Source organism: Saccharospirillaceae bacterium, from assembly GCA_022448365.1.
Taxonomy (GTDB): domain Bacteria; phylum Pseudomonadota; class Gammaproteobacteria; order Pseudomonadales; family Oceanobacteraceae; genus Bacterioplanoides.
Genome location: JAKVCS010000003.1, coordinates 36608 through 63481, shown reverse-complemented (window position 1 = coordinate 63481; position 26874 = coordinate 36608). Strand labels below are relative to the sequence as shown.

The window sequence follows — 26874 nt, the reverse complement described above, 5'->3', positions numbered from 1 at the left end:
GAGATGAGTCAGACGATTGCGCACGCATCACCTCCAGACTCAACGCCATACAAGCGACGCAAAATTTCGTGCTCCACCAGCAATGCCCGAGCGCGCCAACTTTGATCGGTCACTTGCTCTTTACGCCGACAACTGTGACTTTGCATGCGCTGAATATCGCTCCAGTCTGTTATGACATCAAACAGATTTAACCCCGCCTTGTCCAACACCAGCTGATCCACCAGCAGAATATCTGCGGCTGCTTGCTGAATTAATTCTGAGAATCCATCCGTGTCAGATGGCGAACTTACTTTGATCCATTTCCGGTAAGGCTCTAAGGCCGGAAAATCAGTGGCCACAATTGGCTTACCAACCGCCATGTATTCACGCAGTTTTAGCGGATTGCAGGCCTGTATCTGGGCATTATCTTTAAAGGGTAATAACGAAACCTGCCAGTGGTGAACATAATCCGGCAGTTGTTGATGCGTTTTTTCTCCGAGGAAATGAATATTCGGTGCCGACCGCAATCGACTGACATCACACCGCACCTGCCCGATCAATACGAAGTTCCAGTGCGGCAGGTTTTGGGCCGTTGCCAGCAACATTTCCTGATCAAGCCAGCTGCTGATGCTGCCATAAAAACCCGCCACCGGACCGTCGGGTAAATCGTCCGGACGTTTGCCGGGTGCTTCAAAGAAGTAATCCGCCACACCATGGGGAATAAACAGCGTTTTCTCTTGGGGAAATTTATTCAGCAGCGTTTCGCTCGCCGCGAGAATCAGGTCTGCCTTTTCCACCAGTTCTTTCTCGAGCTTTCCAATCACATCGTGGTCAACGCCCTCGAGCGCGGAGAAGTCATCGCCACAATAATAAATCGTGAAACATTCATTTACCTGCCCCAATAACGGCACCGCACTTGGTAGCGACAACCATAAAATCGGTTTTTGTTGCGCCAGACTATTCTGCGCGCTGTAGAGTCTTTGTTTGATCAGTTTTTCATTCAGCCAACGCACACCTTTATTGCCATGGAACGGTATCGCCACAGGGTCAACGACCGTTGGTTGCCAATCGGTGGGAGATTTTTTATTTAACGGATTCTGATGATTGGCTTCCTCCGGTGTGAACTTCGGACTTGGTTTAATCATTCGCCAGCCCTTGGCCACAACCCTGGTGAAATCGTCGACGGATAATTTCGGCGAACGCATACCAATTGAATTTACCCAGGTAATTTCGTGAAATTTAGAAAGCTCACGGGCAAGGTGTTGGGTGCTGCTGGGATGTCCTCCCCAGTCTTCACCGAAAATCACCATCGGAGTATCCGCTGACATTGTTTTATTTTCATCGGTTTCTGGCTGGGTCATAACGAGCTCCGTTTGGTCTGATCAGTTCAGCGCTTTAATGACTTTGGCAGGGACTCCACCAGCCAGAACACCCGAGGGCAGACTGCGGGTCACAACGCTTCCCGCTGCGACTACGGTACCCTGCCCTATGGTTACTCCAGCCATCACAGTGACTCCAGTGGCGAGCCAGACATCCTGCTCAAGCACAATATCACCGACCTGGTCATCGGTTTCCGGCATACCCTGGGCTCTTGCCACCGGATCGAGCGGATGGCCGGGAAATCCGGCCAGGAATACCTTACCCGCCAGCCGCACGTTATCGCCGAGAACTACCCGGGTTCCCACTGCAATGGTGTTTTGCCAGCCGACATCCACGTTACTGCCAATTTTCAGTTGCGGTGTTTGTACCGCACTGCTTCGACCGCATAACGTCGTGATACCGGACATCCGGGTATTGTTGCCGATTTCAATGGATAAATTGCCTAACACCTGTGGCATGCCGCTGTATAAATAAAAGCGGCTGCCGCATTGAGTCAGACGACTTTTAAACAGAGGAGTCCAATAAAGAATGCGCGTCAGGTTAGCCCAGCCTGTCACGCATTGATTGTGCAGCCAGTACAGCGGCTTATGGATCATTGAAATCGTCGGAACCTGGAAAAACCGAATACTGTTAATAACATCGAAACAAACTTTCGCCAGGCGAGAATCGGACGTTTTTAACCAGTGTTTGACCGCTTGCATCTGCGCACTCCTTATTATCAGGGTCATTATTCAACCGTTACTGACTTGGCCAGATTACGTGGTTGATCAACATCCGTTTCCCGCATCAGTGCCGTGTGGTAGGCCAATAACTGAACCGGTATCGAATACAGAATCGGGTGCAGTGCGACAGGCGCAGTGGGCATCTCAATCGCGGCATCGGTCTTATCGCCACAAGCGGTGATCCCACGCCGATCGCTGATCAGGATGACCTTAGCCCCCCGGGCTCTGACCTCTTGCAAATTTGAAATGGTCTTTTCAAACAAGGCATCAAACGGTGCCAGCACCACAACCGGCATATCCCGATCGATCAGCGCTATTGGACCGTGCTTCAGCTCACCGGCTGCATAGCCCTCTGCGTGTATGTAGGAGACTTCTTTAAGCTTAAGAGCCCCTTCCAGAGCAATCGGATAACACTGCCCCCGCCCAAGGAATATGGCACTGGTCGCTTTATCGAAAATCCGCACAACCTGTTGAATCGCCGCTTCATGTTGTAACGCTGTCGCTATGTACTGAGGCACCTCACCCAGGGTCGACATCAGAATATTTAATTCGGTTTCTTGCTGGGCGAAACGCTGCCTCGCTGCATCGACGGCCAGTCGAATCAGAACGGTTAATTGCGAAGTAAAGGCTTTGGTTGAAGCCACACCAATTTCTGGCCCGCATAATGTGCGATAAACAAAGTCAGATTCACGCGCGATTGAGCTGTCCGGTACGTTAACAATGGATAAACAGTACTGATTTTGCTCTTTGGCGTAGCGCAACGCGGCCAGGGTATCGGCGGTTTCTCCGCTTTGGGAGACAAACAGGCAGCCTCCCTTGCCAATTAACGGCGGTTCCCGGTAACGGAACTCGGACGCGAGGTCGACTTCAACCGGCAATCTGGCGAGTTTCTCAAACCAGTATTTAGCGACCATCGCGGCGTAATAACTAGTGCCACAGGCAATGATATGAAGGCGGTCTATATCAGCAAAGTTCATTTCCGCCGCGACCGATAAGCTGAGTTGGTTTAAACCATCCAGGGTACGCTGTACGGCCGTTGTTTGTTCGTGGATTTCTTTGTGCATGAAGTGGTCGTGCCCTTCTTTCGTCACTCCTTCCGTAGAATGCTCGATGCGCTTACGTGGGCGGTTCACCACATCCATGTGTTTATCAAAGATGTAAATATCACCCGCTTCGACAAGTGCCAGATCGCCTTCTTCAAGGTAGATCACCTCATCGGCCATCAGGCTTGCTGCGACTGCATCCGACGCAATAAACGCAGATTGGTTGTTAAAACCAACCACCAGCGGGCTTCCTCGCCGGGCGGCAATAATCTGACCATCTTTACCGTTAAATAAGGCACCGATGGCGTAGGTGCCGCGTACACGGCTTAATGCCCGCTTGGTAGCAATCAGTGGTTTGTAACCCTTGGCCAGGTAATCACTGATCAGCAGTGGTAAAACCTCACTGTCGGTATCGCTGGTGAATACATGGCCCCTGGCCTCCAACTCAACACGAAGCTCCTGATAGTTTTCGATAATGCCGTTATGAACCAGAGCCACATCGTCGGTCATATGAGGGTGGGCATTGATAACTGTTGGCTTGCCATGGGTTGCCCAGCGCGTGTGGGCAATGCCGGTATCCCCGGTAAGGGGATGATTCTTCAGCGCAGTCTCGAGGTTATTCAACTTGCCATTGGCACGACACACATCAATCACATTGTCTTTAATGGTAGCGATACCGGCGGAATCGTAACCCCGATACTCCAGCGCCCTTAGTCCATTGATCAGTGTTTGCGCTGCCTGCTGGTCATTTACGACTCCAAATATTCCGCACATAACATCACCTTAGGATTTCAACTTTCTTCACTTGTCTGATCTCTTTAGCGATTAGCGGGCCAGCTTCACCATTCTCAGCTAAATTACTGTTTTAAAAGCCTTTTATAGAAAATCACGCACGCCTTTTAGCATTTTGTATAACCGGGAATACTTATCGATTCGCGTTTTGCAAAGCGATTTGAAAAGTGACTTAACTACCCACATTCATATATCAGATTTGGTGCACAGGGATTAAATATCTCTAAGCACGCAATTAACATTAAACAGGCAGTCGAGCGTGGGACTATTTCACAGGTAAGAAGAAAAGACCTGTTGGGGAGATTTATCGAAGAGCATGCGGATGGGTTGTGAAAGGTACTGACGAATGGTCTTATTAACGGTGAAAAATGATTGAGTTACGTTGATAAGCCGTGATCCGTTCGCCCACGAATAACGGCTTATCAACCTATACATGATGTATTACAGCGCCACTCGCCCGCCGACTGGAACCTCCCAGGTCAGCGGCTGTTTTGAAGCATCGTAGTACCACACCTGAACCAGCAGTTTCTCATGATGTTGAGGAATCACCAGTTTTCGTTCAACGTTTTTAGTGGTCAGTGAGCTGCCAAGAATACGGCTGCCGTAGTCGATGACCCAACCCCCGCCCGCGGCATTGCTGTCGGCTTTGTAGTTACTGTAAACCGACAGATACGCCTGATTTTCAGTCTGGTCAGATAAATCCAATACCAGTGTCATTTCACGGTGTGAGACAAACTTCAGTGTTTCGTCCGCTTCTATGTCGGCCATTTTGACTTCTTCTGCGACGTCCTGATTCCTATCATCCGTTTGCGGATTCTGGGTTGCAGCCGTATCGTCACCACCGCCACTCTGACACCCCGACAGAAGGGACACAAGAATCGGTAAAATCATCAATGTACTGTTCAACTTTGTGCTCATAGTGTCATCTCGCTCGTGTGTATCTGACTTTTGCTGTTACTGTCGTAAACTGCATCGCGCTAGGGAAATACTTTCCCCTCAACGCGGTTAGCTTCCTGATACCAGTCCAGATCTTGTGCTTTGCCAGATTCGATATGGTTGCGGAAATTTGGATAAGCCTTCAGCAAATCAACACCGGTACGAGGATGCTTCCAACTGGTGGCTACTTCCATTGCCCATGGCAGATTGTTGCTGTTTTTAAAGAAGCGCTCGGTCTCTGAGTCAGAGGTGTCATCACCGGTCTTAAAGATACTGGTATCCGCCTGCTCTGTCGGAGCAACATCGGCCAAGTGCATCTCCCATTCACGACCTGGATGGGACGAGAAATGCGAACCGTGGTAACGATTTGGCGTTGCAAAGATAAATGGATCGTACAACGTGCTCATAACCGCAGCCGGTTGCAGCTCGGTAAATGGCAGACTCAGTTCAAACTCAAACTGGATGTCATCTGTACAATTAGCACTGGTACGATAATAGGCACAACTGGTGTCTACCAGATCCCACACGTCGTTGGTGACAACCGCGATCAGTTCACTACTTTCCGCCTCAATCGGATTAGCCTGTTCAGTTTGCGCTTCGCCGTCAAAGGCGTAACGGAAGCGCATTTTTTGTGTATCAACCGCCGAAGCCAGAACACCCGGCACCCGAATAGCAAAACCATTGTGATAACTGGCACCGATGGCAACCAGTTGGCCGTGGAAATCCACCCGTTGCAGTTTATCGTCACGTTCAACCGTTACAGTGCGATAATGAAACACAACATCATTCATATCGTAGTCACCTTCCAGCGGCCACAGGTCCTCATAAGCCAGAGTGGTCCAGCCTGAGGCAGATGGGTAGTAGGTATAGGTGACGCCCGCGTCGCTTACCTCCATGGTATGGTCTTCCACTTCACCGTCGGTGGCACCACCGAAGTAATCAATCCCGGTTTGCGAGCCTAACCGTAAGCGCACCCAGCTTGAGCCAGTTGTCGCATCCAGTGGTACACGAACGACCAATGTATTTGCTCCCGCTGACAGCAGCTTGTCTTCAAATACATGTTCACCGGCATCGGCAAAATCACCATCGCCGTTCCAGTCAAACCAAGCCTGTAAGTACGCTTGCTGAGAAGCAGTCACCACGACCAGATTATCCAGGCCGCGCACCAGACCGGTCACCAGTCCTAAACCGTCTTCATCATCCGAGCCAGAAGCGTCATCGCTCGAGGTTGAGGGGTCCGAGGTATTCTGCGCATCAGTCTCTCCGTCAGGAGCAGTCGTTCCAAGGTAAATACCACTGCCGATCTCATGTCGAGGACCGTTGCCTGCAATCGAGGTTGAATAGGTGTCAGGTGCATCACCGAAGTCGATGGTACTTGCGCCTTCATCCTCATCAATCAGAGGGGCATTGGCACAGCGGGCACCATCGTTTTGATTGGAGAGCGGTCCGTCAGCAAATTTAACGGCGGAAAAATCCGGAGAAGCACTAGAAAGATTGTCAATCGATAAATTGACCCGGTAAATTTGCCCATCCTGGTTCCGGGACACATAAAAATAACCATTCACGTCAAAATACGCAGCGCCAAAAGTACCGGTCTCACCGGTGCTCCCCAGTTCAGTGGCCACCCCGGTGACGATGTTAAATTCAAACAACTTTCCGTTGTTATTATCGATACCGTAGAGCTTGTCGTTGCTTGGGTGAAACGCAAAATCGGTTAGACGAACGCTCGGGCTGGTGATAATAGTCTGCACATCCAGGTAGTTAGACGCATCCGGGTCAAGATTTATCTTATAAAATCCTTTGCCGGTGCGGTACATATAGTAATGATTCTCGTAAACGTCACCGACGTAGAAAGATCCGCTCGGTTGGTTCGTTATCGGCAATACCGTTGCCTGAAAATCCTTGTCAAGGCGCACAAACTCAAGCGTCGTGGTACTGAAGCCATACATATACCGACGATTGGTACCGTCATCATCAATCTGATCGTTAAAGCCGACACCATTAACGTTGACAGACATACCCACGTCATCTTCCAACGGCTTGTAGCTACCCGAGACAAGATTGACCCCGTATACGGTTACCGGATTCCCCTGAAACAAAAATGCCTTACTAGGGCAGGTCTCAAAGGGCGAACCCAGAGTGGAGAGCGGTAAAGCAACTAGCACTATCAAGGTGAATAATGATCGCAACATATCGATTGCTCCAAGCAACTTGCAAAATGATGTGGTCTGCAACACCTTTACAGCAACACCAATGCCAAAACCTAAGCCATTGTTTTTATTCGTTTTTTAAGTTCCTAGTTGATTGCAAAATGCAATTTCTGTTAAGCGAATGGCAATTTGCAAACAGGTGAAATTTCCACATTCCGCGGTCATTTGTAATTCGATTGCAACAAATGAGAGGTTTAAGGCATAATCCAATGCTATTAATTCTCAATTACAAATATTTACCATGAAAAAAACTTTGACCACCTTCGCGGCGCTTGCAGCTTTGACGGTTACAGCCCACGCTGATACCGCTCTACAAACTTACCAACAGCAAGCAAAAGAGCTATTAACGACCCTGCAAAACAAGGGCAACAATATCGAATCTGAGTCGGCCCAGCTGGTAAGCACCAGTCTGCCAATCGTGAACGCTTTTATCGCAAAATACCCGCAATGCACGGAATACCTGACAGCGCTTAAAAACGCTGCGGATGTCATTCCAACGCTGCCTCTGGAAGAGATTGAAAGCGGCTATCATGCCGATGGCAAACTGCCTAAATTTGACGATGAAAACTGTTACCATGCAAAAGATCTGCTGGTTCATCCGGCAACCGTTCAGGCAATGGCTGCACAAGGCATTAAAACGGATAAAGAATGGGAAAGTGCTCAGCATGAGATTGCTGAAGTGCTGGGACACTTCTCAGCTGTAGAAGCAGCAATGGCTCACTGAGATTTACTGCAGTAAAAAAGCCCGATTCGTCAGTGACGAATCGGGCTTTTTTTATGGTGCTGATTTTTTCCTTCGCGTGACGCAGAAAAAATCAAACTTTCGACCAACTGGTGCCGTCCGGACTATCTTTCAATACGATGCCCTTCGCCGCTAATTCATCACGAACCTGATCGGCAGTGCCCCAGTCTTTGCTTGCTTTGGCCTCGGCGCGTTTTGCAATCATTTGCTGAATCCAGCTTTCTTCACTGTCATCAACATCGCCTTTGAAGAAGGCTTCCGGATCGCTTTGTAACGTACCCAACACATCACCCAGCTTTTTCAGCAACGCAGCCAATTGGTTCTTTTCGCTACCCTCAGCTTTATTAATAGCCGTAACCAGTTCGAATAATACTGAGATGGCTTGTGGCGTATTAAAGTCGTCGTCCATAGCCGCTTCAAAACGCTGGGCATAATCCGTGCCTTCCACTACGTCTACAGACGCATCTGCCGATTGCAGGGCCGTATAAAAACGCTCCAGTTTCTGCTGAGCTTCTTTCAGACCTTCCTCAGAGTAATTAATCTCACTGCGGTACTGACTCGACAACAGGAAAAAACGCAGCACTTCAGCGTCGTATTCTTTTAATACATCACGAATGGTGAAGAAGTTGTTTAATGACTTAGACATCTTCTCGCCATCAATACGCAACGCGCCGGCGTGCATCCAGGTATTAGCGTAACTTTCACCGGTGGCTGCTTCACTCTGAGCAATTTCATTTTCATGATGCGGAAATTTCAAATCCGGTCCGCCACCATGAATATCGAAATTGTTACCTAAGCAGCAGGTCGACATAGCAGAACATTCTATGTGCCAGCCCGGGCGGCCTTCACCCCATGGTGAGGTCCAGGACGGTTCATCCGGCTTAGCGGATTTCCATAACACGAAGTCCAACGGATCTTCTTTTTCATCGGCGACATCAACACGAGCGCCACTTTCAAGTTCTTCTAAAATTTTACCCGACAGCTTGCCGTAACCTTCGAACTTGCGAACGCGGTAATAAACATCACCGTTCGACGCTGCATAAGCAAAACCCTTATCGATCAGGGTTTGCACCATAGAGAGAATGCCATCGATATGCTCGGTGGCTTTCGGTTCGGAGTTCGGTGCAATCACACCCAGCTTGGTGAAGTCCTCGTTCATGGCATCAATCATGCGATCAACCAGCACATTAAAAGGTTCGCCGTTTTCATTTGCACGATTGATAATTTTATCGTCGATATCGGTGATATTACGGATGTAATTCACCTCATAACCTTTGTGGCGCAGATACCGTACGATCACATCGAATGCCACCATCACCCGACCATGGCCCATATGACAGTAGTCATAGACGGTCATGCCACACACGTACATGCCTACCTTGCCATCAACCAGAGGTTTAAATTCTTCTTTCTGACGCGTCAGCGTGTTGTAGATGGTTAAAGCCATAGTCTTTTATTTGCTCGTTTAACTGTTTGTGTGTGATTCAACAATCTTCTTCCGTTATTTTTATGAGCAGCAGCATGGCTGCCGCACGACGGTTAAAAACAAGGGCAGAAAGTTATTTTAACGTTAAATATTAATCTTCTGTTATTGCGTTAAAGATTTATCTTCGCGCAAGCCAATGGTCAGGTTAAATACCGGTTTTTCTGCAGAGTGATCGTAACGATCTGCCACGTAATAACCTTCACGCTCGAACTGGAAGTTCGACTCAGGTTCAACGCTGGCGAGCGCCGGTTCAACAAATGCCGTGGTGATTTGCAGAGAGTCTTTATTAACGTGATCCATAAAGTCACCCTCTTCTTTCTCCGGTGCTGGGCTGGTAAACAGGCGCGAATACACCCGTAATTCGGCTTCCTTGCTGTGTGTTGCTGATACCCAGTGAACCACACCTTTTGGCTTATCACCGTCTTCCGGATCCAGTCCGAGGGTATTTTCAATCAGCTTCGCACGCACCAATACCACGTTGTCCTGCTCGTCTTTTTCGTAGCCAGTCGCTTCCAGCACATAAGAGTGGCGGAGACGAATACGCTTACCCGGCGTGAACTTCTTCTTAAATTTCTTGCTGTACTCTTCTTTAAAGTCGTCCTGATCGATATACAGCTCACGAGTGAACGGCATCTCACGCGCGCCTAAATCCAGCTCGTGATGGTATTCCGCCGATAGCATTTCCAGATGCCCTTCCGGCACGTTCTCAATCACAACCTTTAACGGCTTGATCACTGCCATACCACGCGGTGCATTATTATTCAGATCGGTACGCAGCGCATGTTCCAGCATCGCGACATCAACCATACCGTCAGAGCGGCTAACGCCTATCATATCGCAGAAGTTGCGAATCGACGCCGGAGTGAAACCGCGACGTCGCATGCCGGAAATGGTGGTCATACGCGGGTCATCCCAACCAGAAACCACTTCTTCATCCACCAGGCGCTTCAATTTACGCTTAGACGTTACCGTATAGTTCAGGTTCAGACGACCGAACTCGTACTGAGTTGGCTGTGCCGGAACCGGCAGGTTATTGATGTACCATTCGTACAGCGGCTTATGATCTTCAAATTCCAGCGTACATACCGAATGCGTAATGTGTTCGATAGCATCAGATTGACCATGAGTGAAATCGTACATCGGGTAGATGCACCACTTGTTACCGGTCTGGTGGTGCTCAACATGACGCACGCGATACATAATCGGATCACGCATATTCATGTTCGGCGACTGCATGTCGATTTTGGCACGCAGTACAGCTTTGCCATCTTCGTATTCGCCAGCACGCATTTTTTCGAACTCAGCCAGGTTTTCTTCGACACTGCGTTCACGATACGGGCTGTTTTTGCCCGGGCGGTTAAAGTCGCCCTTGAAGTCATCAGCCTCTTCCGGCGTCAGATTGCAGACGTAAGCATTACCAGCTTTGATCGCTTCCACAGCGTAATCAAACAAGGTGTCGAAGTAATCCGAAGAGTAACGGATATCGCCGGCCCATTTGAAGCCCAACCAGGTGACGTCCTCTTTGATGGCATCAATAAACTCCTGACTCTCTTTCTCAGGATTAGTGTCGTCAAAACGCAGATTACACTCACCCTGAAACTGCTCTGCCAGACCAAAGTTCAGACAAATCGATTTGGCGTGGCCCACGTGCAGATAACCGTTTGGCTCAGGCGGGAAACGGGTAACCACTTTATTGATTTTACCGCTGTTCAGATCTTCCTGAACAATCTTGGCAACAAAGTTGTTACTTACCGGATTCGCTTCCGCTTCATTTGTTGGAATGTTATTGCCGTTATCAGCATTAGTGGCGTTGGTGTCAGTCATAACCGTCCGTTTTTTGTACAAACTCATTGGCAAAGCTTGAAAAGCTTGGCCCAAAACTCAATACAGGGCCTGTATGGCCCGAAAAAAGGCGTTATTATACGCGTTCACTTCCCGTTTGGGATACACGAATTCACTACCTGAGGCTCAATATGATCCTGCTGAAAACCAACTTTGGCGACATTCAAATCGAACTGAACCATGAGAAAGCGCCAAAAACTGCTGAGAACTTCGAAAACTACGTTAAAGAAGGCCACTACGATGGCGTTATCTTTCACCGTGTTATCGATAATTTCATGATCCAGGGTGGCGGTTTCGAACCTGGCATGACTCAGAAGAGCACCAACGCGCCGATCGAAAATGAAGCGGACAACGGTCTGGAAAACAAAACCGGCACCTTAGCAATGGCCCGCACCATGGACCCACACTCGGCTTCTGCTCAGTTCTTCATCAACGTAGCTGACAACGCATTCCTGAACCACACTGGCAAAAACCCAGAAGGCTGGGGCTACTGTGTGTTTGGTGAAGTGGTTGAAGGTATGGACGTGGTTAATCGTATCAAAGCTGTACGCACCACTATGGCCATGGGCCACCAGGACGTACCGGTTGAAGATGTAATCATCGAGAAAGCAGAGATCGTTTAAGGTCTGGTCGCTTTCACCTATGGTGTGTTTTTCAATCGCCGGACCAAGGCAACATCCTTGTAAATAGATCCGGCGGTAACGTCCTGTTACCTGCTTCTGAAAAACACACCACAGGCAAAAACTCCTCTCCGCCCAAACACCTCATCGATACGGAACAACAGTCAAAATGGCCATCTACTTTATCTCTGATATTCACCTGGAGCCCGGTCGCCCTGCTCTGGCTCAAGGGTTTGCCAAATATCTGCAGGATCTTGCGGCAAAAGGTGACGCCGGTCAGCTTTACATTCTTGGTGATTTCTTTGAAGTCTGGATGGGTGACGACTTTATTAATCCGTTTGTTGATCAGGTTAAAGCCGCTCTTAAAGCACTCAGTGAAACAGGCACAGAGATTTTCCTGATGCACGGCAACCGTGATTTTTTATTGGGCGAAAATTTTTGTCGGGATGCGGGCTGCGCACTACTTCCTGACCCATCGGTTATTCAGCTGGGCGATGAGAAGGTATTGCTGATGCATGGCGACAGCTTGTGCACGGAAGACGTTGAATATATGAAAATTCGCCAGGTATTCCGCAGCACAGCCTGGCAGCAAGACTTCTTATCAAAATCCATTGAAGAACGCATCGCGTTTGCTCGTCAGGTTCGATCCGAAAGCCAGAGCGATCAACAAATGAAGTCGGCGGAAATTATGGACGTTACACCATCTGAAGTTGAGCGCGAACTATCCGAGCATGGCGTCAATGCCATGATTCACGGCCATACACATCGCCCAGCAGTTCATAATTTAGACAGTGGCAAAACCCGCTATGTCTTAGGGGATTGGTCAGATGAAAATGGCTGGGAAATTCGTTGGGATGAAGATAGCGGCATCAAGCTAAAAGAGTTTGCTCTCTAACTACCCTTGCAGTGCGCTCAAAATAAAAGAGCGCCCCCTGTGGTCGCTTTTTTATTTTTGCACTACTGATCCATCAGAGCACCTGCGGTTCAGGCTCCAACTCCACGTTAAATTTTTCCTTTACGTCGCTGGAAACAGCATCCCGGATTGCCAACACATCAGCCAAATCGGCAGTTCCACTGGTCGTTAATACCAAAGCCTGAAGCGAGTGCATGGATGCCTTACCGAGCGACTTACCTTTCCAACCAGCCTGCTCAATCAACCACCCTGCGGCTAACTTAACGCTGCCATCGGATTGCCAGTAACCCGGCAGGTCCGGAAATTGAGATCTTAATTTCTCAGCAACCGCAGCAGACACCACTGGATTTTTAAAAAAGGAACCGGCATTGGGAATTTCTACCGGGTCGGGTAATTTTGAAGAACGAATTGCGCATACCTGATTGATCAGATCCTGAGGAAAAAACCCTGAATTCTCCGACGCCCACTGAGCCAGAGGACCATAGCTAACATTTGGGTTAAATGATTTCGTCAAACGAAAGGTTACCGAAGTAACAATAAAGTCATTCTTTAGCTCGCGTTTAAAAATCGAATCACGATAACCAAAGCGGCAGTCGTTTTTCGATAACGTCATCAGCTGCATCGAACTCAGGCAAACACCCTGCACTTCGTCAAGCACATCGGCAACTTCAACACCGTAAGCACCGATATTCTGAATAGGAGATGCACCCACGGTTCCCGGAATTAACGCCAGATTTTCAATACCATGACCATACTGCTGAGACTCAACCACCCAGGCATGCCAGTCCTTGCCCGCATCAACCCTGAGTGAAACTGAGTTCTCATCCTCACGTACAATCTCGATCGTTTGCATCGATGATTGCAGAACCAAACCATCAACTTGTGCAGGCATCAAGACGTTACTTCCGCCACCAAGCACTTTGACTGTCATCTTTTTCTGACGAGCATAAGCGAGCAACGACAGGAGTTCTGAAACTGAAGAAAACTGAGCAAACTGCTCAGCTGCCCCAGGCAAACTCAAAGTATTCAATGCCTTTAAGTCTTTATTAAATTCAATCAATGCTTTAGCGGAGGACGATGCATTAGTCATATCAAAAATTACAGCTGCTTTTTAATATCAGCTAATAAGCTTTCACAGGCATCCTCTACCAGATCAAGCACATGCTCAAAACCTGCCTCGCCGCCATAATACGGATCCGGCACTTCAAGCTCGTTAAATTTTTGACTGAATTCATACAGAAATAACTGCGGTGCTGACATGGCACCGTTGGGACAAATATCCTGAAGATTGGACAGATTTTCTTTATCCATGGCCAGAACATAATCGAACTGATCAAAATCGGCCGACACTGCCTGACGGGCACGAAGTGCAGATAAGTTATAACCTCTTGCTTTTGCGTGTGCGGTGGAGCGAGCGTCCGGGGACTTTCCAATATGCCAGGCTGCTGTACCAGCAGAGTCGACAAAGATTTTGTCTGTCAGACCGGCATCGTCAACCATTTTCTGAAACACGCCGTGTGCCGTTGGCGATCGACAAATATTCCCGAGACACACAAACAATACACGCTTCATGATTATTCAGGGCTCTCGCTACGGGCCTGAGCTTTTTCCAGCTTTTCTTCTTCGCTCATCTTACGGGCGGCATTTTCCAGCATTACCGGCACACCATCCTGAATCGGAAATGCCAGGCCATCAAAGGTACATAGCAATTCCTGCGCTTCGCTATCCAGCTTTAACTTACCCTGACACAAAGGGCATACCAGCATCGCTAACAATTGCTTATCCATTTTTGACTCTCTCAACTCTTAATTTTAAAACATCTCACGACCGCTACCTGAGCCGGTCATTGCTTATTCGTTGCTTGCCGTTAAAAGCGATAATAACAGCCGATCAATATTATTCGCGGCACTGCTCACCAGCTCAGCATCAACGGCCAGATACCACATATCATCAGTCACAAATTCGCTGCATTTCACCCAGTCTTTTTCCGTCATAATTACAGGTAAATCGTCGTCAAACTGCAGGTCCTGAGCTGTAAACTGGTAATGATCGGCATATTCATGTCTGATCACCTCAGCACCCAATCGCTGTAACGTCTTAAAAAAACGCGACGGGTTACCGATACCCGCAACGGCATGGACTTTCACCCCCTGTAACGACTGCAAACTTCTGCATTCGCCGCTATGAGCATTGATCAGATTACGGGCAACAACGGTAAAATCTGAACCATTGTCCAATCTTACATCGACTTGCTCTACTCTGGATAATGACTCTCGCAGAGGGCCAACAGGCAGTAACCAGCCATTGCCAAACTGACGTTGACCATCGACCACCAAAATCTCAGCATCGCGACCCAGAGCATAATGCTGCAGACCATCGTCGCTAAAAATAATATCGACCTGATTGTCGAGTAACTCAGCGGCACGTTTACGTACAGGGTCAATCACAACCGGACAATTAAGCCGTTGCTGCAATAACTTTGGTTCATCACCGCTTTGCTGAACCGATACAGCATCGGTAACCATCAGAGGAAACGCCTTGCTTTCAGCGCCGTAACCGCGACTGATGATACCCGGCTCATAACCCAACTGTCTTACTCGCTCGACCAAATAGGTAATCAGCGGAGTTTTACCCGTTCCACCGACCGTGATATTGCCAACAATAACCACCGGGGTATTCAGGGTTGCAGCAGGCTTTTGCTGAGCTTTCCTTCGCTTAAGAACAAGCAGCGGCGCCGCAATGAGCCAAACAGGCAATAACAACCAGTTTAACCCCGGAGATGGGCGATACCAATTGGCTTCGATCGCTGCAGCCAGGCGCTGTAACATTGATCACTCTGCCCCTTCGGAGAATTGCAGCCGATGCAACTGTGCATAAATCCCCTGCTGAAGCAGTAATTGCTCATGGCTCCCGTCTTCTTTGATCTCGCCTTTATCGATGACAACAATACGGTCAACGCTCTCAATAGTACTCAGGCGGTGAGCAATCACAAAGGTCGTCCGGCCTTTCATGACCTCTTCCATCGCAGCCTGAATATGACGTTCGGATTGGGTATCAAGCGCCGACGTTGCCTCATCCAGAATCAGTATCGGCGCATCCTTTAACAACGCACGAGCTATCGCGATTCGCTGGCGCTGACCACCTGACAATAAAACGCCACTTTCGCCGACTTTGGTATCGTAACCGTTGTCGAGATTGCGAATAAATTCATCGGCATGGGCAGCCTTTGCTGCTGCGAAAATTTCTTCGTCGGTCTTAGACCTTAGCGATCCGTAGGCGATATTTTCTTTAATACTGCCGTTAAACAACGTGACATTCTGACTGACAATAGCGATATGACTGCGCAGATTATCCAGCGAAAACTGGCTGATATTATCGTTATCGATCAGTAATTCGCCTTCCGTCACATCATAAAAACGCGGTATCAGATTCACCAGCGTCGACTTACCACTGCCGGATTTTCCCACGAAGGCTATCGATGTTCCGGCCGAAACATTCAGGGTTATATTATGCAACGCAGGCTTATCAGCCCCCTGATAACGGAAACCGACACGGCAAAACTGCACCTCCCCTTTTACTTTGTTGCGGCTTATGACACCATCATCAACTTCTTCCGGCGCATCAATCACAGAAAAGATCGACTCAGCGGCGGCCACACCTTTTTGCACAATGGAGTTAATATCAGTTAATGCACGAATTGGCTTAGCAATTAACGACGCAGCGGTAATGAACTGCAGGAATTCAGCGCTGTTCATACTGCCTGCCGCGACACGACCAAACATCATATAAATCATAAAACCCAATCCCACGGCGATAATAATCTGGTTGATTGGGATATTAATGGCATTGGTCAATTCAAACTTAAGGGCTTGCTTACGGTTGTATTCACTGGCGGAGGAAAAACGTCCTTCCTCATACTCCCGACCACCAAATGTGCGCACTTCACGGAAGCCATTAATAGTTTCGTTGGTAATCTGCGTGACTTCGCCCACCGACTTCTGAATACGACGGCTGTATTTTCGGAAAAAGCGACTGGCAAGCGCCACCATCAAACCAATCGCCGGAATAATACCGAAGAAAATAAAGGTTAAGGTGTAATCGAGGTAAATCAGATAAGCCATCAGAAAGATGACCGTGAGCCCCTCCTGAACAACAACCGTCAACGCTTTCGTTGAGGCGCCGGTTACCTGCTCGACATCGAACGTTACCCGCGAAATTAATCGCCCACGGGATTCCATATCGTAATAACTGGTTGGTAAGCGGGTCATCTTATTAAATAATTCGGTACGAAGAGCATGGACCACGCCACGCCCAACCACCGCGGTAAAATATTTCCCCATGAACGTGGCAATACCACGATAAAAAAACGCCCCCACCAACATCGCCACCAGCATGATAATTTTTTCTTGCTGAGGATCTTGTAACGTTTCCTCCACCACCCCCATCAGGTAAGCCATCACAGGAGCAGCCGTGGCGAAAATAGCAAATCCCAGGATACTAATGGCGAATGCCAGCTTATGCGGCCAGACATACGAAACGAGGCGCCGGTATAGGCGCCCTGTGCTGTAGGGGTTTTGATCTTGAGCGATTGAATTGTGTTCAGACATGCTGCTTATTCAGACTTCGACGGCTGGCGTGTGGTGATACTGAGATTGACTAATCCTAGCTGGCCTGCTGCATCCATTGCTTTGACAACAGCTTCGTGAGGCGTCTTAGCATCTGCGGTAATAACGACCGGTGCTGTTTCACGTTCACCCAACATTTTTTGCAGGGCACGCTTCAGTGTTTGCAGCTGCGCATTAACCAGCGACTGATCATTTACGCTGTACTCGCCAGAGGCCGAAATTAAAATTTCCAGCGCCTGCAACGGTGCGTTTGCAACCTCTGCGGTGGCTTCTGGCAAATCAATACTGAGATGATTTTCCTTGGTAAAAGTCGTCGAAACCATAAAGAAAATCAGCAACAGAAACACAATATCAATCAGTGGCGTCAGGTTAACCGCCACTTCTTCGCGATTCTGACGTTTAAAATTCACTTACGCAGCCTCGTCGTTATCGGCAACTTCACGCTCACCGTGCAACACATCAACCAACTTAATGGCTTCCTGCTCCATAAAAACAACCACCTCATCAACACGACGCTGCAGCATGCGGTGAGCAATCAACGCTGGAATGGCTACCACCATGCCCGCTGCGGTGGTGATCAAAGCTTCAGAAATACCGCCAGCCAGTAAATTGGCCTGGCCAGTGCCAGCGATGACAATTTCGGAGAAGACCTTAATCATACCAATCACAGTACCCAGCAGACCCATCAGCGGTGCCACGGCAGCAACCGTTCCAAGCGCGCTGAGGTAACGTTCCATTTCATGAATTTCATGAGAAGCAACTTCTTCGATGCTCTCTTTCATAATGGTACGCCCATGACGGGAGTTCATCAGGCCAGCCGCAAGAACACGCCCCAGCGGAGAGGAAGCGCGCAACTCTTTGATACGAGAGCTGTCCAGCTGATTGTTCTTCATCCAACCCCAGACCTTCGCCAGCAGATCCTTCGGCGCAATCTGTTCCTCGCGTAACGTCCAAAATCGCTCTACGGTAATTGCTAAGGCTAAGATGGAAGATATGATGATAGGAACCATCATCCAACCACCACTCTGGATGATTTCCAGCATATTGGGCTACTCCTGCCAAACGGTTTCAGCGCTACTCTACCACAGCGCCCGGTGAATCTTAACGTCGGCCAAGAATCGGTAAAAAATCTAACAAAATCAAGGGCCAGAAAAAATTAGATCATTTCAAATCGGAAACCAACACTGGGGGAATGATCTTTTGCTCTGAGGGATATACCCAAGGTCGCTGCCACCCCTGACGACTATAACTGATGCGCCCGTTGGTATTGAGGGCAACCGAACCACGCTCTGCTGTGCTTAGTATACGAATCCCAGCCTCACGATACCGGGTAACCACGGAAGGGTGTGGATGCCCGAAGCGATTATTGAAACCCGATGAAATCCAAACCTGCTCCGGTTTTACAGCGCTCAGTAGCTTCCCGGAAGAACTGGTACCACTGCCGTGATGAGGCGCAACCAGGATATCCGCCCTGAGCTCACTGCCATAAAGGCCAACAAGCTCTTTCTCCGCCGCAACCTCAATATCACCGGGAATCAGTACACGGAGACCAGCAAACCAAACCATCACCACACACGACTGGTTGTTATCGTTTGCTCCAGCAAGCTGGTAGGCAAAAAAGCGGTAGCGCACCTTTGAAGACATTACCCGCCACTCGTTGTCACGTCGACACGCCAGTAACCGGTCGGCCGAAGACATTCCATCCAGATGTCCGGTCTGACCCTGATAAATCGCATCAACATCAAACTGCTGAATTAACGCCGGCATGCCACCCGCATGGTCATTATCAGAATGGCTGACGACCAGCTGCAACCGTCTGACGCCTTTGCTTCGCAAATATGGCGCGACCACTTTTTCACCCAAATCGAAGCCCCCCCGATAACGTGCGCCTGCATCTACAACCAGGGCTTTATCACCGTCATAAACCACAATACTTAACCCCTGACCAACATCCAGCATTCGCAATTCGGCTCGATCAGAAGCGGCGAGTGCGAGAGCAGTCACCACTGCAACCGGCACCAGGAGATTCATCGGAACCGTCAGAGACTGCAGCCACAATAAGATCAGTGCACTGAGCATCAATAACTGCAGGCGGGATTCGATCGACAGCCCGACGTTAAGTACATTCCAATTTTGAGACTGCTCAAGGACATACCAATAGCCCTCACCGGCAATGATCAACAACGGCTGAAGCCATTCAATATCGACCACCGCGTTGGCCAATGACAACGGCAGCAGAATCAGACCGACATACGGAATCGCCATCACGTTTATAACAATCTGCCCAAGGCTAACAGGCATACTCCAGCTCAGCATCAGCGGCATCAGAGCAATAAATATCAGTATTTGCGGCAATGCCGCAGCGCGTATCCGCGAGCTTCGCTGACCACTGAATACCGTTAATAACACCGCAACCGCCAAAAACGACAGCTGAAAGCCAAGCTGGGTGTATATCAGTGGATTTACCAACACGGCCGACATTAACACCAAAGACAAAATGACGGTCCAGCTAAAGCGTCGTAGCGACATCCATAAAAACCAAAACAATAGCAACATCAGCCACGAACGAAATAACGAAATACCGAAGCCAGCTAACCCAGCATACAAACCCGTTGTTAATACGATCACTGACATAGAAATCGCGCGGTTTGCAAGTACGCTACCTGAGGTGACCACCACCAAGAGTCGCCTGAACACCCCAGCAACCAGCAAAGCGAGCACACTTATGATCCCGAGGTGCAGACCACTGACGACCAGCAGATGCAAGGTGCCAGTGGCCTGAGCCAACTGCCATTTTTCAGCCGAAAATGCGTTTTTCTCAGCAAACACTAACCCAGACACCCACGGGCGCGCCTCAGTAGAAAGTGAATTCAGTCGGGCATCAACCACCGCGGATCGAACTTCAGTAACAGTAATGCCACCGCAATGACGCGCTGATGATACTGAGTTCATAACGACATTACGCACATACCCAATGGCGTCTATGCCATTGATCAGGTTGTAAGCCTCATAATCAAATAACAGCGGATTGGCAAACCGTCGGGGCGCGCGGAGTACCGCCGTTACCTTGACGGTGCAGCCAACCACAAAGACCGATTCTTTAGTTACTTTTCTATCTGAATACCAGCTGAGCTTTACACGTTTGAGTTGCGAGATATCATCAGGCGGATCCATCACCTTCGCGGTGATTCGCAAACCTGACACATGATGCTCGATTCGCTCAGGGATGATGCTCATTTCGACTTGCAACTTATCCTGACTCAACGCCAGTCGGCTCGATAACGATTCCGATAACCGATACTGACCATAGCCCACGGATAACAGCACAATCAGAGGAAGACCCGCCCAGGGTAACCATCGACGTTTCGCCCACGTGTCTGCGGGATAGAACTTTCGAAAATTAAGATAGGCTATCGTTAATATCGCTACGGCATAAATCACCAGCTGAACTGGCGTCAGCAAAGTCGCGATAACGACGGATAGACTGACCAGCCAAGCCAGAATGGTTATAGACAGCTTCATCCGTGATTTGCTCTCTGGTATTTCATTTACGAAGTCGGCATAATCCGCGCGCCCTGTGACCATTCACGGCGACGTTTAATCTCTGGTTTGCGAGTCAACTCTTTGTATGCCCAAAAAGTTACTGAAAAAGGTCTTCCCTACTCCGGAACAAGTTCAGGCGAATCCATCCCTGGCGTTTCTGAGTCCACTATTCAGTAAGCCTAACCTGTGGCACCTGAATCGTCGATCAGTCGCTCGTGCCTTTTTGGTGGGGTTGTTTGCCGCATTCCTGCCTCTGCCATTTCAGATGGTGATAGCAGCCTTTATTGCATTTTATGTTAATGCAAATGTCCCTATTTCCGTTGGCCTGGTATGGATCAGCAACCCCATTACCATGCCTCCATTGTTCTATGCGACATACGTGTTTGGCGCCTGGCTGTTAAATATTCCCACTACAGAATTTAATATAGAGCTGTCGGTGGAATGGGTCATGACGGAACTGAACGCGATCTGGAAACCCTTGCTTACCGGTTCAATCACGGCCGGTCTAATCTTCGGAATGCTCGGCTATTTCGGCATTCATATCGCCTGGCGCATGCATGTTATGAGCAACTGGAAAAAGCGGAAAGTCAATCGCCAAAAACTGAATTAAGCCGGCGAACAACCGATACCCAAAAAGCCGGTGAAGTATCAGAATACAAAAAGGGCCCTGCATGGGCCCTTTTTAGTTTTACCGGCTTGCGACCAACTTCTATGCATCCAGCAAGGTTAGCGTCTGGTCCAGTAATCGATACTGACGATTCATGCGACGCGCGAGACTGGCGTCATGGGTTACCATGACAAATGCCGTATCAGATGAGGCAGTCAACTGAACCATGGCATTCTCCACCTGTTGCGCCGTTTGCTGATCCAGATTGCCGGTCGGCTCATCCATCAGCACCAGACGGGGTTTATTTACCAACGCTCGGGCAATCGCCGTCCGCTGTCGCTCGCCACCGGACAACTCTGCGGGCTTATGATCCATGCGATGCTCTAGGCCCATTTGCGCGAGACACTCTGCCGCTCTTTTTTTGGCATCAGCGCGAGGGACGCCACCCAACAGCTGCGGCATCATTACATTTTCAAGCGCAGAGAATTCTGACAACAAATGATGGAATTGATAAACGAATCCAATTTGTTGATTACGCAATTCGGTTTTAGCCTTCTCGGACATCTGATTCAGCGACTGACCACTGATTTTAACCTCACCCTCATCGAGAGAGTCCAACCCACCCAGTGCATTCAGTAAGGTGGTTTTGCCAGAGCCAGACGCACCAACGATGGCTACACTTTCACCGGCAGCAACCTGAAGCGCAACATGCTGCCAAACCGTTACCGCCTGAGGCCCTGACGTGTAAGTTTTCCTGAGCTTGCTGGCATCCAATACCAGAGATTGATCATTCATAGCGCAAAGCCTCGGCTGGTTGTACGCGGGAAGCGCGATAGGAAGGATACAAGGTCGCCAGGAAACTCAGGGTCAGCGACGCCGAAGTCACAACGGCCACATCCGACCATAAAAGCTGTGATGGTAAATACGAAATAAAGTACACATCGGCGCTGAGAATCTGGAAGCCAAACATCTGCTCTATCCACGCAATGATTTCAGAAATAGATAATGCACCTGCAACACCCAGCACCGTTCCGAGCACGACGCCAACCAAACCAATCGAGATGCCCTGAACCATAAAGATGGCCATAATGGTTGCTGGCTTAGCACCCATGGTGCGCAAAATAGCAATGTCCGATTGTTTATCGGTAACCACCATTACCAAGGTTGAAATAATATTGAAGGCCGCTACCGCAACGATAATTAGTAATAATAAGCCGATCATGGTTTTTTCCAGCTTAATTGCCTGGAACAGATTGCCATGTGTACGAGTCCAGTCGCTCCCTGAATAATAGCCATTCAACTTACTGGCGAGTTCCCAGATACCTCGCGGCGCATCAAACAGGTTGTCGAACTTCACTCTGAGAGCCTGAGCATCGGCCTTCAATCGCGCCAGCTTGGCGGCATCACGCAAATGAATAACCGCCAGGTTGGCATCCAGTTCAGCGCCGACAGAGAACACACCCACAACATTAAGGCGCTTAATTCTTGGCAGCACGCCGGCTGGCGATAACGTTGCTTCTGGCAGCATCAGCGTGATCTTATCACCCACCACGACATTCAGCCTTTTTGCCAATAAATCGCCCAGTAGTACGCCGTAACCTTTGGGTTTTAATGCTTGTAATTCCCCATCCGTTATATGATCCGGTAAAATAGACACCCGGCTTTCCGCATCGGGATCGATGCCAGTGATCATAACGCCCTGTACACGACCACCGTATCCGAGCATCCCTTGCAGACGCGTCAGTGGTGCCGTTGCAGTCACCCCAGGCTGCGCCTCAACCTCTTCCGCGAGCGCTTTCCAATCTTTTACGCCACCACGCTCATACAACACACCGTGCGGCACCATGCCAAGAATTCGTTCGCGCAATTCGCGATCGAAACCGTTCATCACCGACAACACAAGAATTAATACGGCAACCCCCAGAGTCATACCGACCATGGAAGACGCGGAAATAAAAGAAATAAAGTGATTACGTCGTTTAGCAGCGAGATAGCGCAGCCCTATCCAGAAGGGCAATGACTTAAGGACCTTCATTTTATAAGTTCTGTAACTGACAAAGGCCGCAAGTTTGCACGACATCGGATACAGATGCGATAGCCGAACCGGGTTTCAGACAAAAATTTGCATAAAGCGCTACTCGCGACAGCAAAAGCGGCCTAAAATCCCAGCGGTAATCCTTCCACACGAGTTCTGATATTGAATAAACGCATGCCAGCAGAATGGGAGCCTCAATCTGCTGTTCAATTGACCTGGCCACAAAAACAAAGCGACTGGGGCAGTAATCTGCACCGGGTGGAGCCGGTATTTCACGCCATTGCCACAACAATTGCGGCCCATCAGTCAGTGATTATTGCGTGCGGAACGGATGCCGACTACCACCGACTGAAACATCTGTATCAGAACCACAGCAACGTCAGACCTTACCGCATCGACACCAACGATACCTGGGCACGCGACCATGGCCCAATCAGTTGCTTTAACGCCGACGCATTGGAACTGGTTGACTTCCGCTTTAACGGCTGGGGAAATAAATACAGCCATCAACGTGATGATCGCATTACTCAAACATTACATTTAAAGCAGGCCTTCGGGGACCTCCCACTGCGCGGAGCAAGCTGGGTACTGGAGGGTGGCAGCCTGGAATCTGATGGCCAGGGAACACTGCTGACCACGACGCAATGCTTACTGAACACCAATCGCAATCCTCACATGAACAAGCAACAAATAGAGCTGCAACTTAAAACCGACCTGGGTTTTGAGCGAATACTCTGGCTCCAACATGGCAACCTGATAGGTGATGATACCGACGCCCATATTGATACACTTGCTCGCTTTTGCTCAGCAGATACCATTGCCTATTGCCAGGCGAAACAAAGTGATGAGCACTACCCTTCCCTCCATGCAATGGAACTTGAGCTTCAGGCATTTCGTCAGCCGAACGGTGAACCCTACAAACTGATCCCACTGCCACTTCCAAGCGCCCAATATGACGACGAAGGAAATCGCCTGCCCGCTACTTATGCCAACTTCTTGATTATCAACGGCGCAGTATTATTACCAATTTACGGAGTATACGAAGACTTATCAGCCATCGAGCGGCTGATGCAGGCATTTCCGACTCATAAAATTTACCCCATTAATTGTCGTCCAATCATCGAGCAATTTGGCTCATTACACTGCCTGACTATGCAAATACACGGCACTCGCCAATAATGTGTCGTGTTACCGTGAATACGGCACAGCGCAAACATGGCGTAAAGTGCCTTGCTGTTTGACCGCCGTTCACTAGCATTGAACAAAGACGTGCTTCAGGAAACGCTATGAAAAAGCTCATACACAGTTTGATTGCTTCCAGCCTGCCACTCAGCTTATGCGCAGTAGCAGAAATCAGGGAAATTCCCCCGGAAGAGATGACCGAAGCGTATATCCGGGATACCACCGTTATTGTTCGCAAGCAACAACCAAGTCAGGGACACAATGACAAGAGCAATGCTGTGATTCGGGTGTCGCCAATTGATCAGGATTACTCCGAGGGAGAGGCCACCGCATCCTCGACTTCCAATACCGAATATGCAGTACAGCCAGAGCACCAGTATCTTGGCGAACATCACACCATGGAGCTGCTCAATCAAGTAGCCTACAGCTTCCGTGCCCCCGAAGCGGATGAAAATAAGGAAGCCCGTGACGACGCCTTACGTGCTGCCCTGAATTTGCAGCCGGGCGAGACGATTGACTACGACAGTCTGCGATTCCCCAGCCAGATACCTGACGGCGTCATTCCTCCACTGGGGACAGACGTGTCTACGTCACCAAGCCAATTTGTATTATCCATCCCCAATACAAATAACTACACCCCAAAGAACTACGTGACCCCTGGCGGCGAATACCAAATCGATATCACCCCAGACAGCATCAGCTTCACCATCAACACCCCTCAATAACGCTGAAACGCGACTTTGCACAGAACAGGTCATTAATTTGGCCCGTTCTCGTTGTCTGTTTGTCTTACAACTGAGAAAACACCGCTTTTTTGGTGCTCACGCACCATGACAAGAGTCCGTAAAGAAAACATACAACTGTGGCAATTTGTCTATAAATGCAGTAAGGTAATTTTCACAATAACAATAAACCATCACCACACAGAGAGCCTAAGTGTATGCAGTTCTCAAGTTTCTCCGCCTCAGAATTACGCGCATCGCCGAAGATTCAGATGCTGGATCGCTACAAGGTCGAGTATCAGGCATTCAGCCTACCTGAAAACAGTCACAAGACACCGGTCGTATTTTTAGGTGGCGCGTTCCAGAGTTTCAGTTCCTTCCGCAGCGAAGTGGAGCTGGTTTACACCACACATCCGGTCATTCTTGCAGACTTCCCATCTCAGGGCAGCAATGATCAGCTTGCGCCTGAACTGGATCTTGAGGACTACGGTAATCTGATCGCAGATTTTCTCGACATAAATGCTATCGATAAAGTGATCGTGCTGGGTATCAGCTACGGCTCAGCAATGGCAACTCTGTTTGCTGCCAGCCACCCTGAACGCATTGATCGTCTGTTGCTATCCGGTATCACGTGCTTTCGCAGAGAAAGCCTGATTACCTTACTGGAAGACAGTCTGCAAATGATGGCACAAGGTAACATGCAGGCATTTGCGACTACCGCAGTGTGCAATCTGATTAACCATAATCGCCTGCAAGAAACCGAAGTCAGCCCTACCTACAGAAAAGTGATGTATCGCCAGATCGCTCGCTTAAATAAGAACGAACAAGCGCGCTATGCTCAGAATACCGAGCGGCTACTGCGCTTCCCGGGTTTCAACAAATTTCCGAAGTGCCCAACACTGATCGCTACCGGTGAGTTCGATAATTTCACATTGCCGTCTGAAAATGCGGCGGTTGCACGTCAGTGCGCTGCAGCGACCTTCGCTGTGATTCATAATGCCGATCACCTGGCTCAGTTTGAGCGCAAAGAAGCAGCCAGCACGCTATTTCATAACTACATGTGCGGCACGCCCATTGGTGACGTAGAAGGTGTAACAATCTACAACCCGCTGGCTTACGACCCGGCGGATCAACGATTGCAAAGCCGCCAGCGCCCACTTGAGCAACCTTATACTTTACTCGACAAACATACGGGTAAGGAGCATACAGTCCGTATTCAGAACATTAATTTTGCGGGTTGCGAGTTAGAGTTGGTCCATGCAGATTTATCACTGAACGAATCCTGCAATGAACTCTTCTTGTCTCTGCCGGAAACCGGTAACGATTACCATGTTCGCATCATGGAACGAGATAAACGCTTGCTCCGCTGCCTGATTATTCAACGCGAGCTTAAAGCCGCCGATACACTGCTAACGTATCTCAAAGATCACCTGCTCATGGTTCGTGACAACGAGCCACCACAAAGCGAAGGTCAGCTGGCCTGAATTGTAAAAAA

24 protein-coding genes are annotated in these 26874 nt (G+C 49.1%); 7 read left to right on the top strand and 17 right to left on the bottom strand.

The annotated features are described in order from the left end of the window. Positions 1-8: 8 nt before the first annotated feature. The 5 genes from MK185_03925 to MK185_03905 form a co-directional block, all read right to left on the bottom strand. Positions 9-1340, bottom strand: a complete 1332-nt coding sequence (locus MK185_03925) for a glycosyltransferase (GenBank protein ID MCH2039763.1) — start codon at positions 1338-1340, stop codon at positions 9-11. A gap of 21 nt (positions 1341-1361) precedes the next feature. Then, positions 1362-2060: an acyltransferase gene (locus tag MK185_03920; GenBank protein ID MCH2039762.1), complete on the bottom strand. Its 699-nt coding sequence runs from the start codon at positions 2058-2060 to the stop codon at positions 1362-1364. 26 nt (positions 2061-2086) lie between these two features. After that, the gene (glmS, locus tag MK185_03915; GenBank protein ID MCH2039761.1) at positions 2087-3898 is read right to left on the bottom strand and encodes a glutamine--fructose-6-phosphate transaminase (isomerizing); all 1812 of its coding nucleotides are present in this window, start codon (positions 3896-3898) and stop codon (positions 2087-2089) included. A gap of 459 nt (positions 3899-4357) precedes the next feature. Further along, a complete protein-coding gene (locus MK185_03910; protein ID MCH2039760.1) occupies positions 4358-4834 on the bottom strand; it encodes a hypothetical protein in 477 nt (158 codons plus the stop codon). A gap of 59 nt (positions 4835-4893) precedes the next feature. Beyond that, the gene (locus MK185_03905; GenBank protein ID MCH2039759.1) at positions 4894-7044 is read right to left on the bottom strand and encodes an LruC domain-containing protein; all 2151 of its coding nucleotides are present in this window, start codon (positions 7042-7044) and stop codon (positions 4894-4896) included. A 259-nt stretch (positions 7045-7303) separates the two neighbouring features. Between MK185_03905 and MK185_03900 the strand changes: the two genes are divergently transcribed. After that, the gene (locus tag MK185_03900) at positions 7304-7786 is read left to right on the top strand and encodes a hypothetical protein (GenBank protein MCH2039758.1); all 483 of its coding nucleotides are present in this window, start codon (positions 7304-7306) and stop codon (positions 7784-7786) included. A 91-nt stretch (positions 7787-7877) separates the two neighbouring features. Here the strand turns inward: MK185_03900 and cysS are convergent, their stop codons facing one another. Further along, positions 7878-9251: a cysteine--tRNA ligase gene (gene cysS / locus MK185_03895; protein MCH2039757.1), complete on the bottom strand. Its 1374-nt coding sequence runs from the start codon at positions 9249-9251 to the stop codon at positions 7878-7880. Between the two features lie 141 nt (positions 9252-9392). Beyond that, on the bottom strand, positions 9393-11114 hold the full coding sequence (locus MK185_03890; protein MCH2039756.1) for a glutamine--tRNA ligase/YqeY domain fusion protein: 1722 nt from the start codon (positions 11112-11114) through the stop codon (positions 9393-9395). Between the two features lie 149 nt (positions 11115-11263). Here MK185_03890 and MK185_03885 point away from each other — a divergent pair, with 149 nt between their 5' ends. Then, positions 11264-11755, top strand: coding sequence for a peptidylprolyl isomerase (locus MK185_03885; protein MCH2039755.1), 492 nt, complete (start codon positions 11264-11266; stop codon positions 11753-11755). A 166-nt stretch (positions 11756-11921) separates the two neighbouring features. Next, positions 11922-12647, top strand: a complete 726-nt coding sequence (locus MK185_03880) for a UDP-2,3-diacylglucosamine diphosphatase (protein ID MCH2039754.1) — start codon at positions 11922-11924, stop codon at positions 12645-12647. 73 nt (positions 12648-12720) lie between these two features. On the opposite strand, the gene murB is transcribed toward MK185_03880, so the two are convergent. The 8 genes from murB to MK185_03840 all read right to left on the bottom strand — a co-directional run bounded on the left by murB (position 12721) and on the right by MK185_03840 (position 20812). Continuing rightward, entirely contained in the window at positions 12721-13755 is a 1035-nt protein-coding gene (gene murB, locus MK185_03875) for a UDP-N-acetylmuramate dehydrogenase (GenBank protein ID MCH2039753.1), read from the bottom strand. An 8-nt stretch (positions 13756-13763) separates the two neighbouring features. Next, positions 13764-14237 (bottom strand): low molecular weight phosphotyrosine protein phosphatase, encoded by a 474-nt coding sequence (locus MK185_03870; GenBank protein MCH2039752.1) that lies wholly within the window; start codon positions 14235-14237, stop codon positions 13764-13766. A 2-nt stretch (positions 14238-14239) separates the two neighbouring features. After that, a complete protein-coding gene (locus MK185_03865) occupies positions 14240-14452 on the bottom strand; it encodes a Trm112 family protein (protein MCH2039751.1) in 213 nt (70 codons plus the stop codon). Between the two features lie 63 nt (positions 14453-14515). Next, positions 14516-15493, bottom strand: a complete 978-nt coding sequence (lpxK, locus tag MK185_03860; GenBank protein ID MCH2039750.1) for a tetraacyldisaccharide 4'-kinase — start codon at positions 15491-15493, stop codon at positions 14516-14518. A gap of 3 nt (positions 15494-15496) precedes the next feature. Further along, positions 15497-17272, bottom strand: coding sequence for a lipid A export permease/ATP-binding protein MsbA (msbA, locus tag MK185_03855; GenBank protein MCH2039749.1), 1776 nt, complete (start codon positions 17270-17272; stop codon positions 15497-15499). Positions 17273-17277: 5 nt separating this feature from the next. Next, a complete protein-coding gene (locus MK185_03850; protein MCH2039748.1) occupies positions 17278-17700 on the bottom strand; it encodes a biopolymer transporter ExbD in 423 nt (140 codons plus the stop codon). Beyond that, positions 17701-18333 (bottom strand): MotA/TolQ/ExbB proton channel family protein, encoded by a 633-nt coding sequence (locus MK185_03845; GenBank protein MCH2039747.1) that lies wholly within the window; start codon positions 18331-18333, stop codon positions 17701-17703. A 118-nt stretch (positions 18334-18451) separates the two neighbouring features. After that, complete coding sequence (locus MK185_03840) at positions 18452-20812, bottom strand: DNA internalization-related competence protein ComEC/Rec2 (GenBank protein MCH2039746.1); 2361 nt, start codon at positions 20810-20812, stop codon at positions 18452-18454. Between the two features lie 106 nt (positions 20813-20918). Between MK185_03840 and MK185_03835 the strand changes: the two genes are divergently transcribed. Further along, a complete protein-coding gene (locus tag MK185_03835) occupies positions 20919-21443 on the top strand; it encodes a DUF2062 domain-containing protein (GenBank protein MCH2039745.1) in 525 nt (174 codons plus the stop codon). A gap of 99 nt (positions 21444-21542) precedes the next feature. Here the strand turns inward: MK185_03835 and MK185_03830 are convergent, their stop codons facing one another. Both MK185_03830 and MK185_03825 read right to left on the bottom strand, forming a co-directional pair. Then, positions 21543-22235, bottom strand: coding sequence for an ABC transporter ATP-binding protein (locus MK185_03830; protein ID MCH2039744.1), 693 nt, complete (start codon positions 22233-22235; stop codon positions 21543-21545). Then, entirely contained in the window at positions 22228-23475 is a 1248-nt protein-coding gene (locus tag MK185_03825) for a lipoprotein-releasing ABC transporter permease subunit (protein MCH2039743.1), read from the bottom strand. Before MK185_03825 ends, MK185_03830 begins: the two co-directional genes overlap by 8 nt. Before the next feature lie 174 nt (positions 23476-23649). Between MK185_03825 and MK185_03820 the strand changes: the two genes are divergently transcribed. The 3 genes from MK185_03820 (at position 23650) to MK185_03810 (ending at position 26863) form a co-directional block, all read left to right on the top strand. After that, positions 23650-24654: an agmatine deiminase family protein gene (locus MK185_03820; protein ID MCH2039742.1), complete on the top strand. Its 1005-nt coding sequence runs from the start codon at positions 23650-23652 to the stop codon at positions 24652-24654. A gap of 107 nt (positions 24655-24761) precedes the next feature. Then, positions 24762-25382 (top strand): hypothetical protein, encoded by a 621-nt coding sequence (locus MK185_03815; protein ID MCH2039741.1) that lies wholly within the window; start codon positions 24762-24764, stop codon positions 25380-25382. Positions 25383-25597: 215 nt separating this feature from the next. Further along, positions 25598-26863, top strand: coding sequence for an alpha/beta hydrolase (locus tag MK185_03810; protein MCH2039740.1), 1266 nt, complete (start codon positions 25598-25600; stop codon positions 26861-26863). Positions 26864-26874: the final 11 nt, after the last annotated feature.

Excerpts from the sequence above, each read along its gene's own strand:
- MK185_03885 (MCH2039755.1), top strand. The coding sequence starts at position 11,264 with ATGATCCTGCTGAAAACCAACTTTGGCGACATTCAAATCGAACTGAAC.
- murB (MCH2039753.1), bottom strand. The coding sequence starts at position 13,755 with ATGACTAATGCATCGTCCTCCGCTAAAGCATTGATTGAATTTAATAAA.
- MK185_03905 (MCH2039759.1), bottom strand. The coding sequence starts at position 7,044 with ATGTTGCGATCATTATTCACCTTGATAGTGCTAGTTGCTTTACCGCTC.
- MK185_03880 (MCH2039754.1), top strand. The coding sequence starts at position 11,922 with ATGGCCATCTACTTTATCTCTGATATTCACCTGGAGCCCGGTCGCCCT.
- MK185_03830 (MCH2039744.1), bottom strand. The coding sequence starts at position 22,235 with ATGAATGATCAATCTCTGGTATTGGATGCCAGCAAGCTCAGGAAAACT.
- MK185_03825 (MCH2039743.1), bottom strand. The coding sequence starts at position 23,475 with ATGAAGGTCCTTAAGTCATTGCCCTTCTGGATAGGGCTGCGCTATCTC.
- lpxK (MCH2039750.1), bottom strand. The coding sequence starts at position 15,493 with ATGTTACAGCGCCTGGCTGCAGCGATCGAAGCCAATTGGTATCGCCCA.
- MK185_03870 (MCH2039752.1), bottom strand. The coding sequence starts at position 14,237 with ATGAAGCGTGTATTGTTTGTGTGTCTCGGGAATATTTGTCGATCGCCA.
- MK185_03810 (MCH2039740.1), top strand. The coding sequence starts at position 25,598 with ATGCAGTTCTCAAGTTTCTCCGCCTCAGAATTACGCGCATCGCCGAAG.
- MK185_03920 (MCH2039762.1), bottom strand. The coding sequence starts at position 2,060 with ATGCAAGCGGTCAAACACTGGTTAAAAACGTCCGATTCTCGCCTGGCG.
- glmS (MCH2039761.1), bottom strand. The coding sequence starts at position 3,898 with ATGTGCGGAATATTTGGAGTCGTAAATGACCAGCAGGCAGCGCAAACA.
- MK185_03820 (MCH2039742.1), top strand. The coding sequence starts at position 23,650 with ATGCCAGCAGAATGGGAGCCTCAATCTGCTGTTCAATTGACCTGGCCA.
- MK185_03890 (MCH2039756.1), bottom strand. The coding sequence starts at position 11,114 with ATGACTGACACCAACGCCACTAATGCTGATAACGGCAATAACATTCCA.
- MK185_03900 (MCH2039758.1), top strand. The coding sequence starts at position 7,304 with ATGAAAAAAACTTTGACCACCTTCGCGGCGCTTGCAGCTTTGACGGTT.
- MK185_03835 (MCH2039745.1), top strand. The coding sequence starts at position 20,919 with ATGCCCAAAAAGTTACTGAAAAAGGTCTTCCCTACTCCGGAACAAGTT.
- MK185_03845 (MCH2039747.1), bottom strand. The coding sequence starts at position 18,333 with ATGCTGGAAATCATCCAGAGTGGTGGTTGGATGATGGTTCCTATCATC.
- msbA (MCH2039749.1), bottom strand. The coding sequence starts at position 17,272 with ATGTCTGAACACAATTCAATCGCTCAAGATCAAAACCCCTACAGCACA.
- MK185_03910 (MCH2039760.1), bottom strand. The coding sequence starts at position 4,834 with ATGAGCACAAAGTTGAACAGTACATTGATGATTTTACCGATTCTTGTG.
- MK185_03840 (MCH2039746.1), bottom strand. The coding sequence starts at position 20,812 with ATGAAGCTGTCTATAACCATTCTGGCTTGGCTGGTCAGTCTATCCGTC.
- MK185_03925 (MCH2039763.1), bottom strand. The coding sequence starts at position 1,340 with ATGACCCAGCCAGAAACCGATGAAAATAAAACAATGTCAGCGGATACT.
- MK185_03815 (MCH2039741.1), top strand. The coding sequence starts at position 24,762 with ATGAAAAAGCTCATACACAGTTTGATTGCTTCCAGCCTGCCACTCAGC.
- MK185_03865 (MCH2039751.1), bottom strand. The coding sequence starts at position 14,452 with ATGGATAAGCAATTGTTAGCGATGCTGGTATGCCCTTTGTGTCAGGGT.
- cysS (MCH2039757.1), bottom strand. The coding sequence starts at position 9,251 with ATGGCTTTAACCATCTACAACACGCTGACGCGTCAGAAAGAAGAATTT.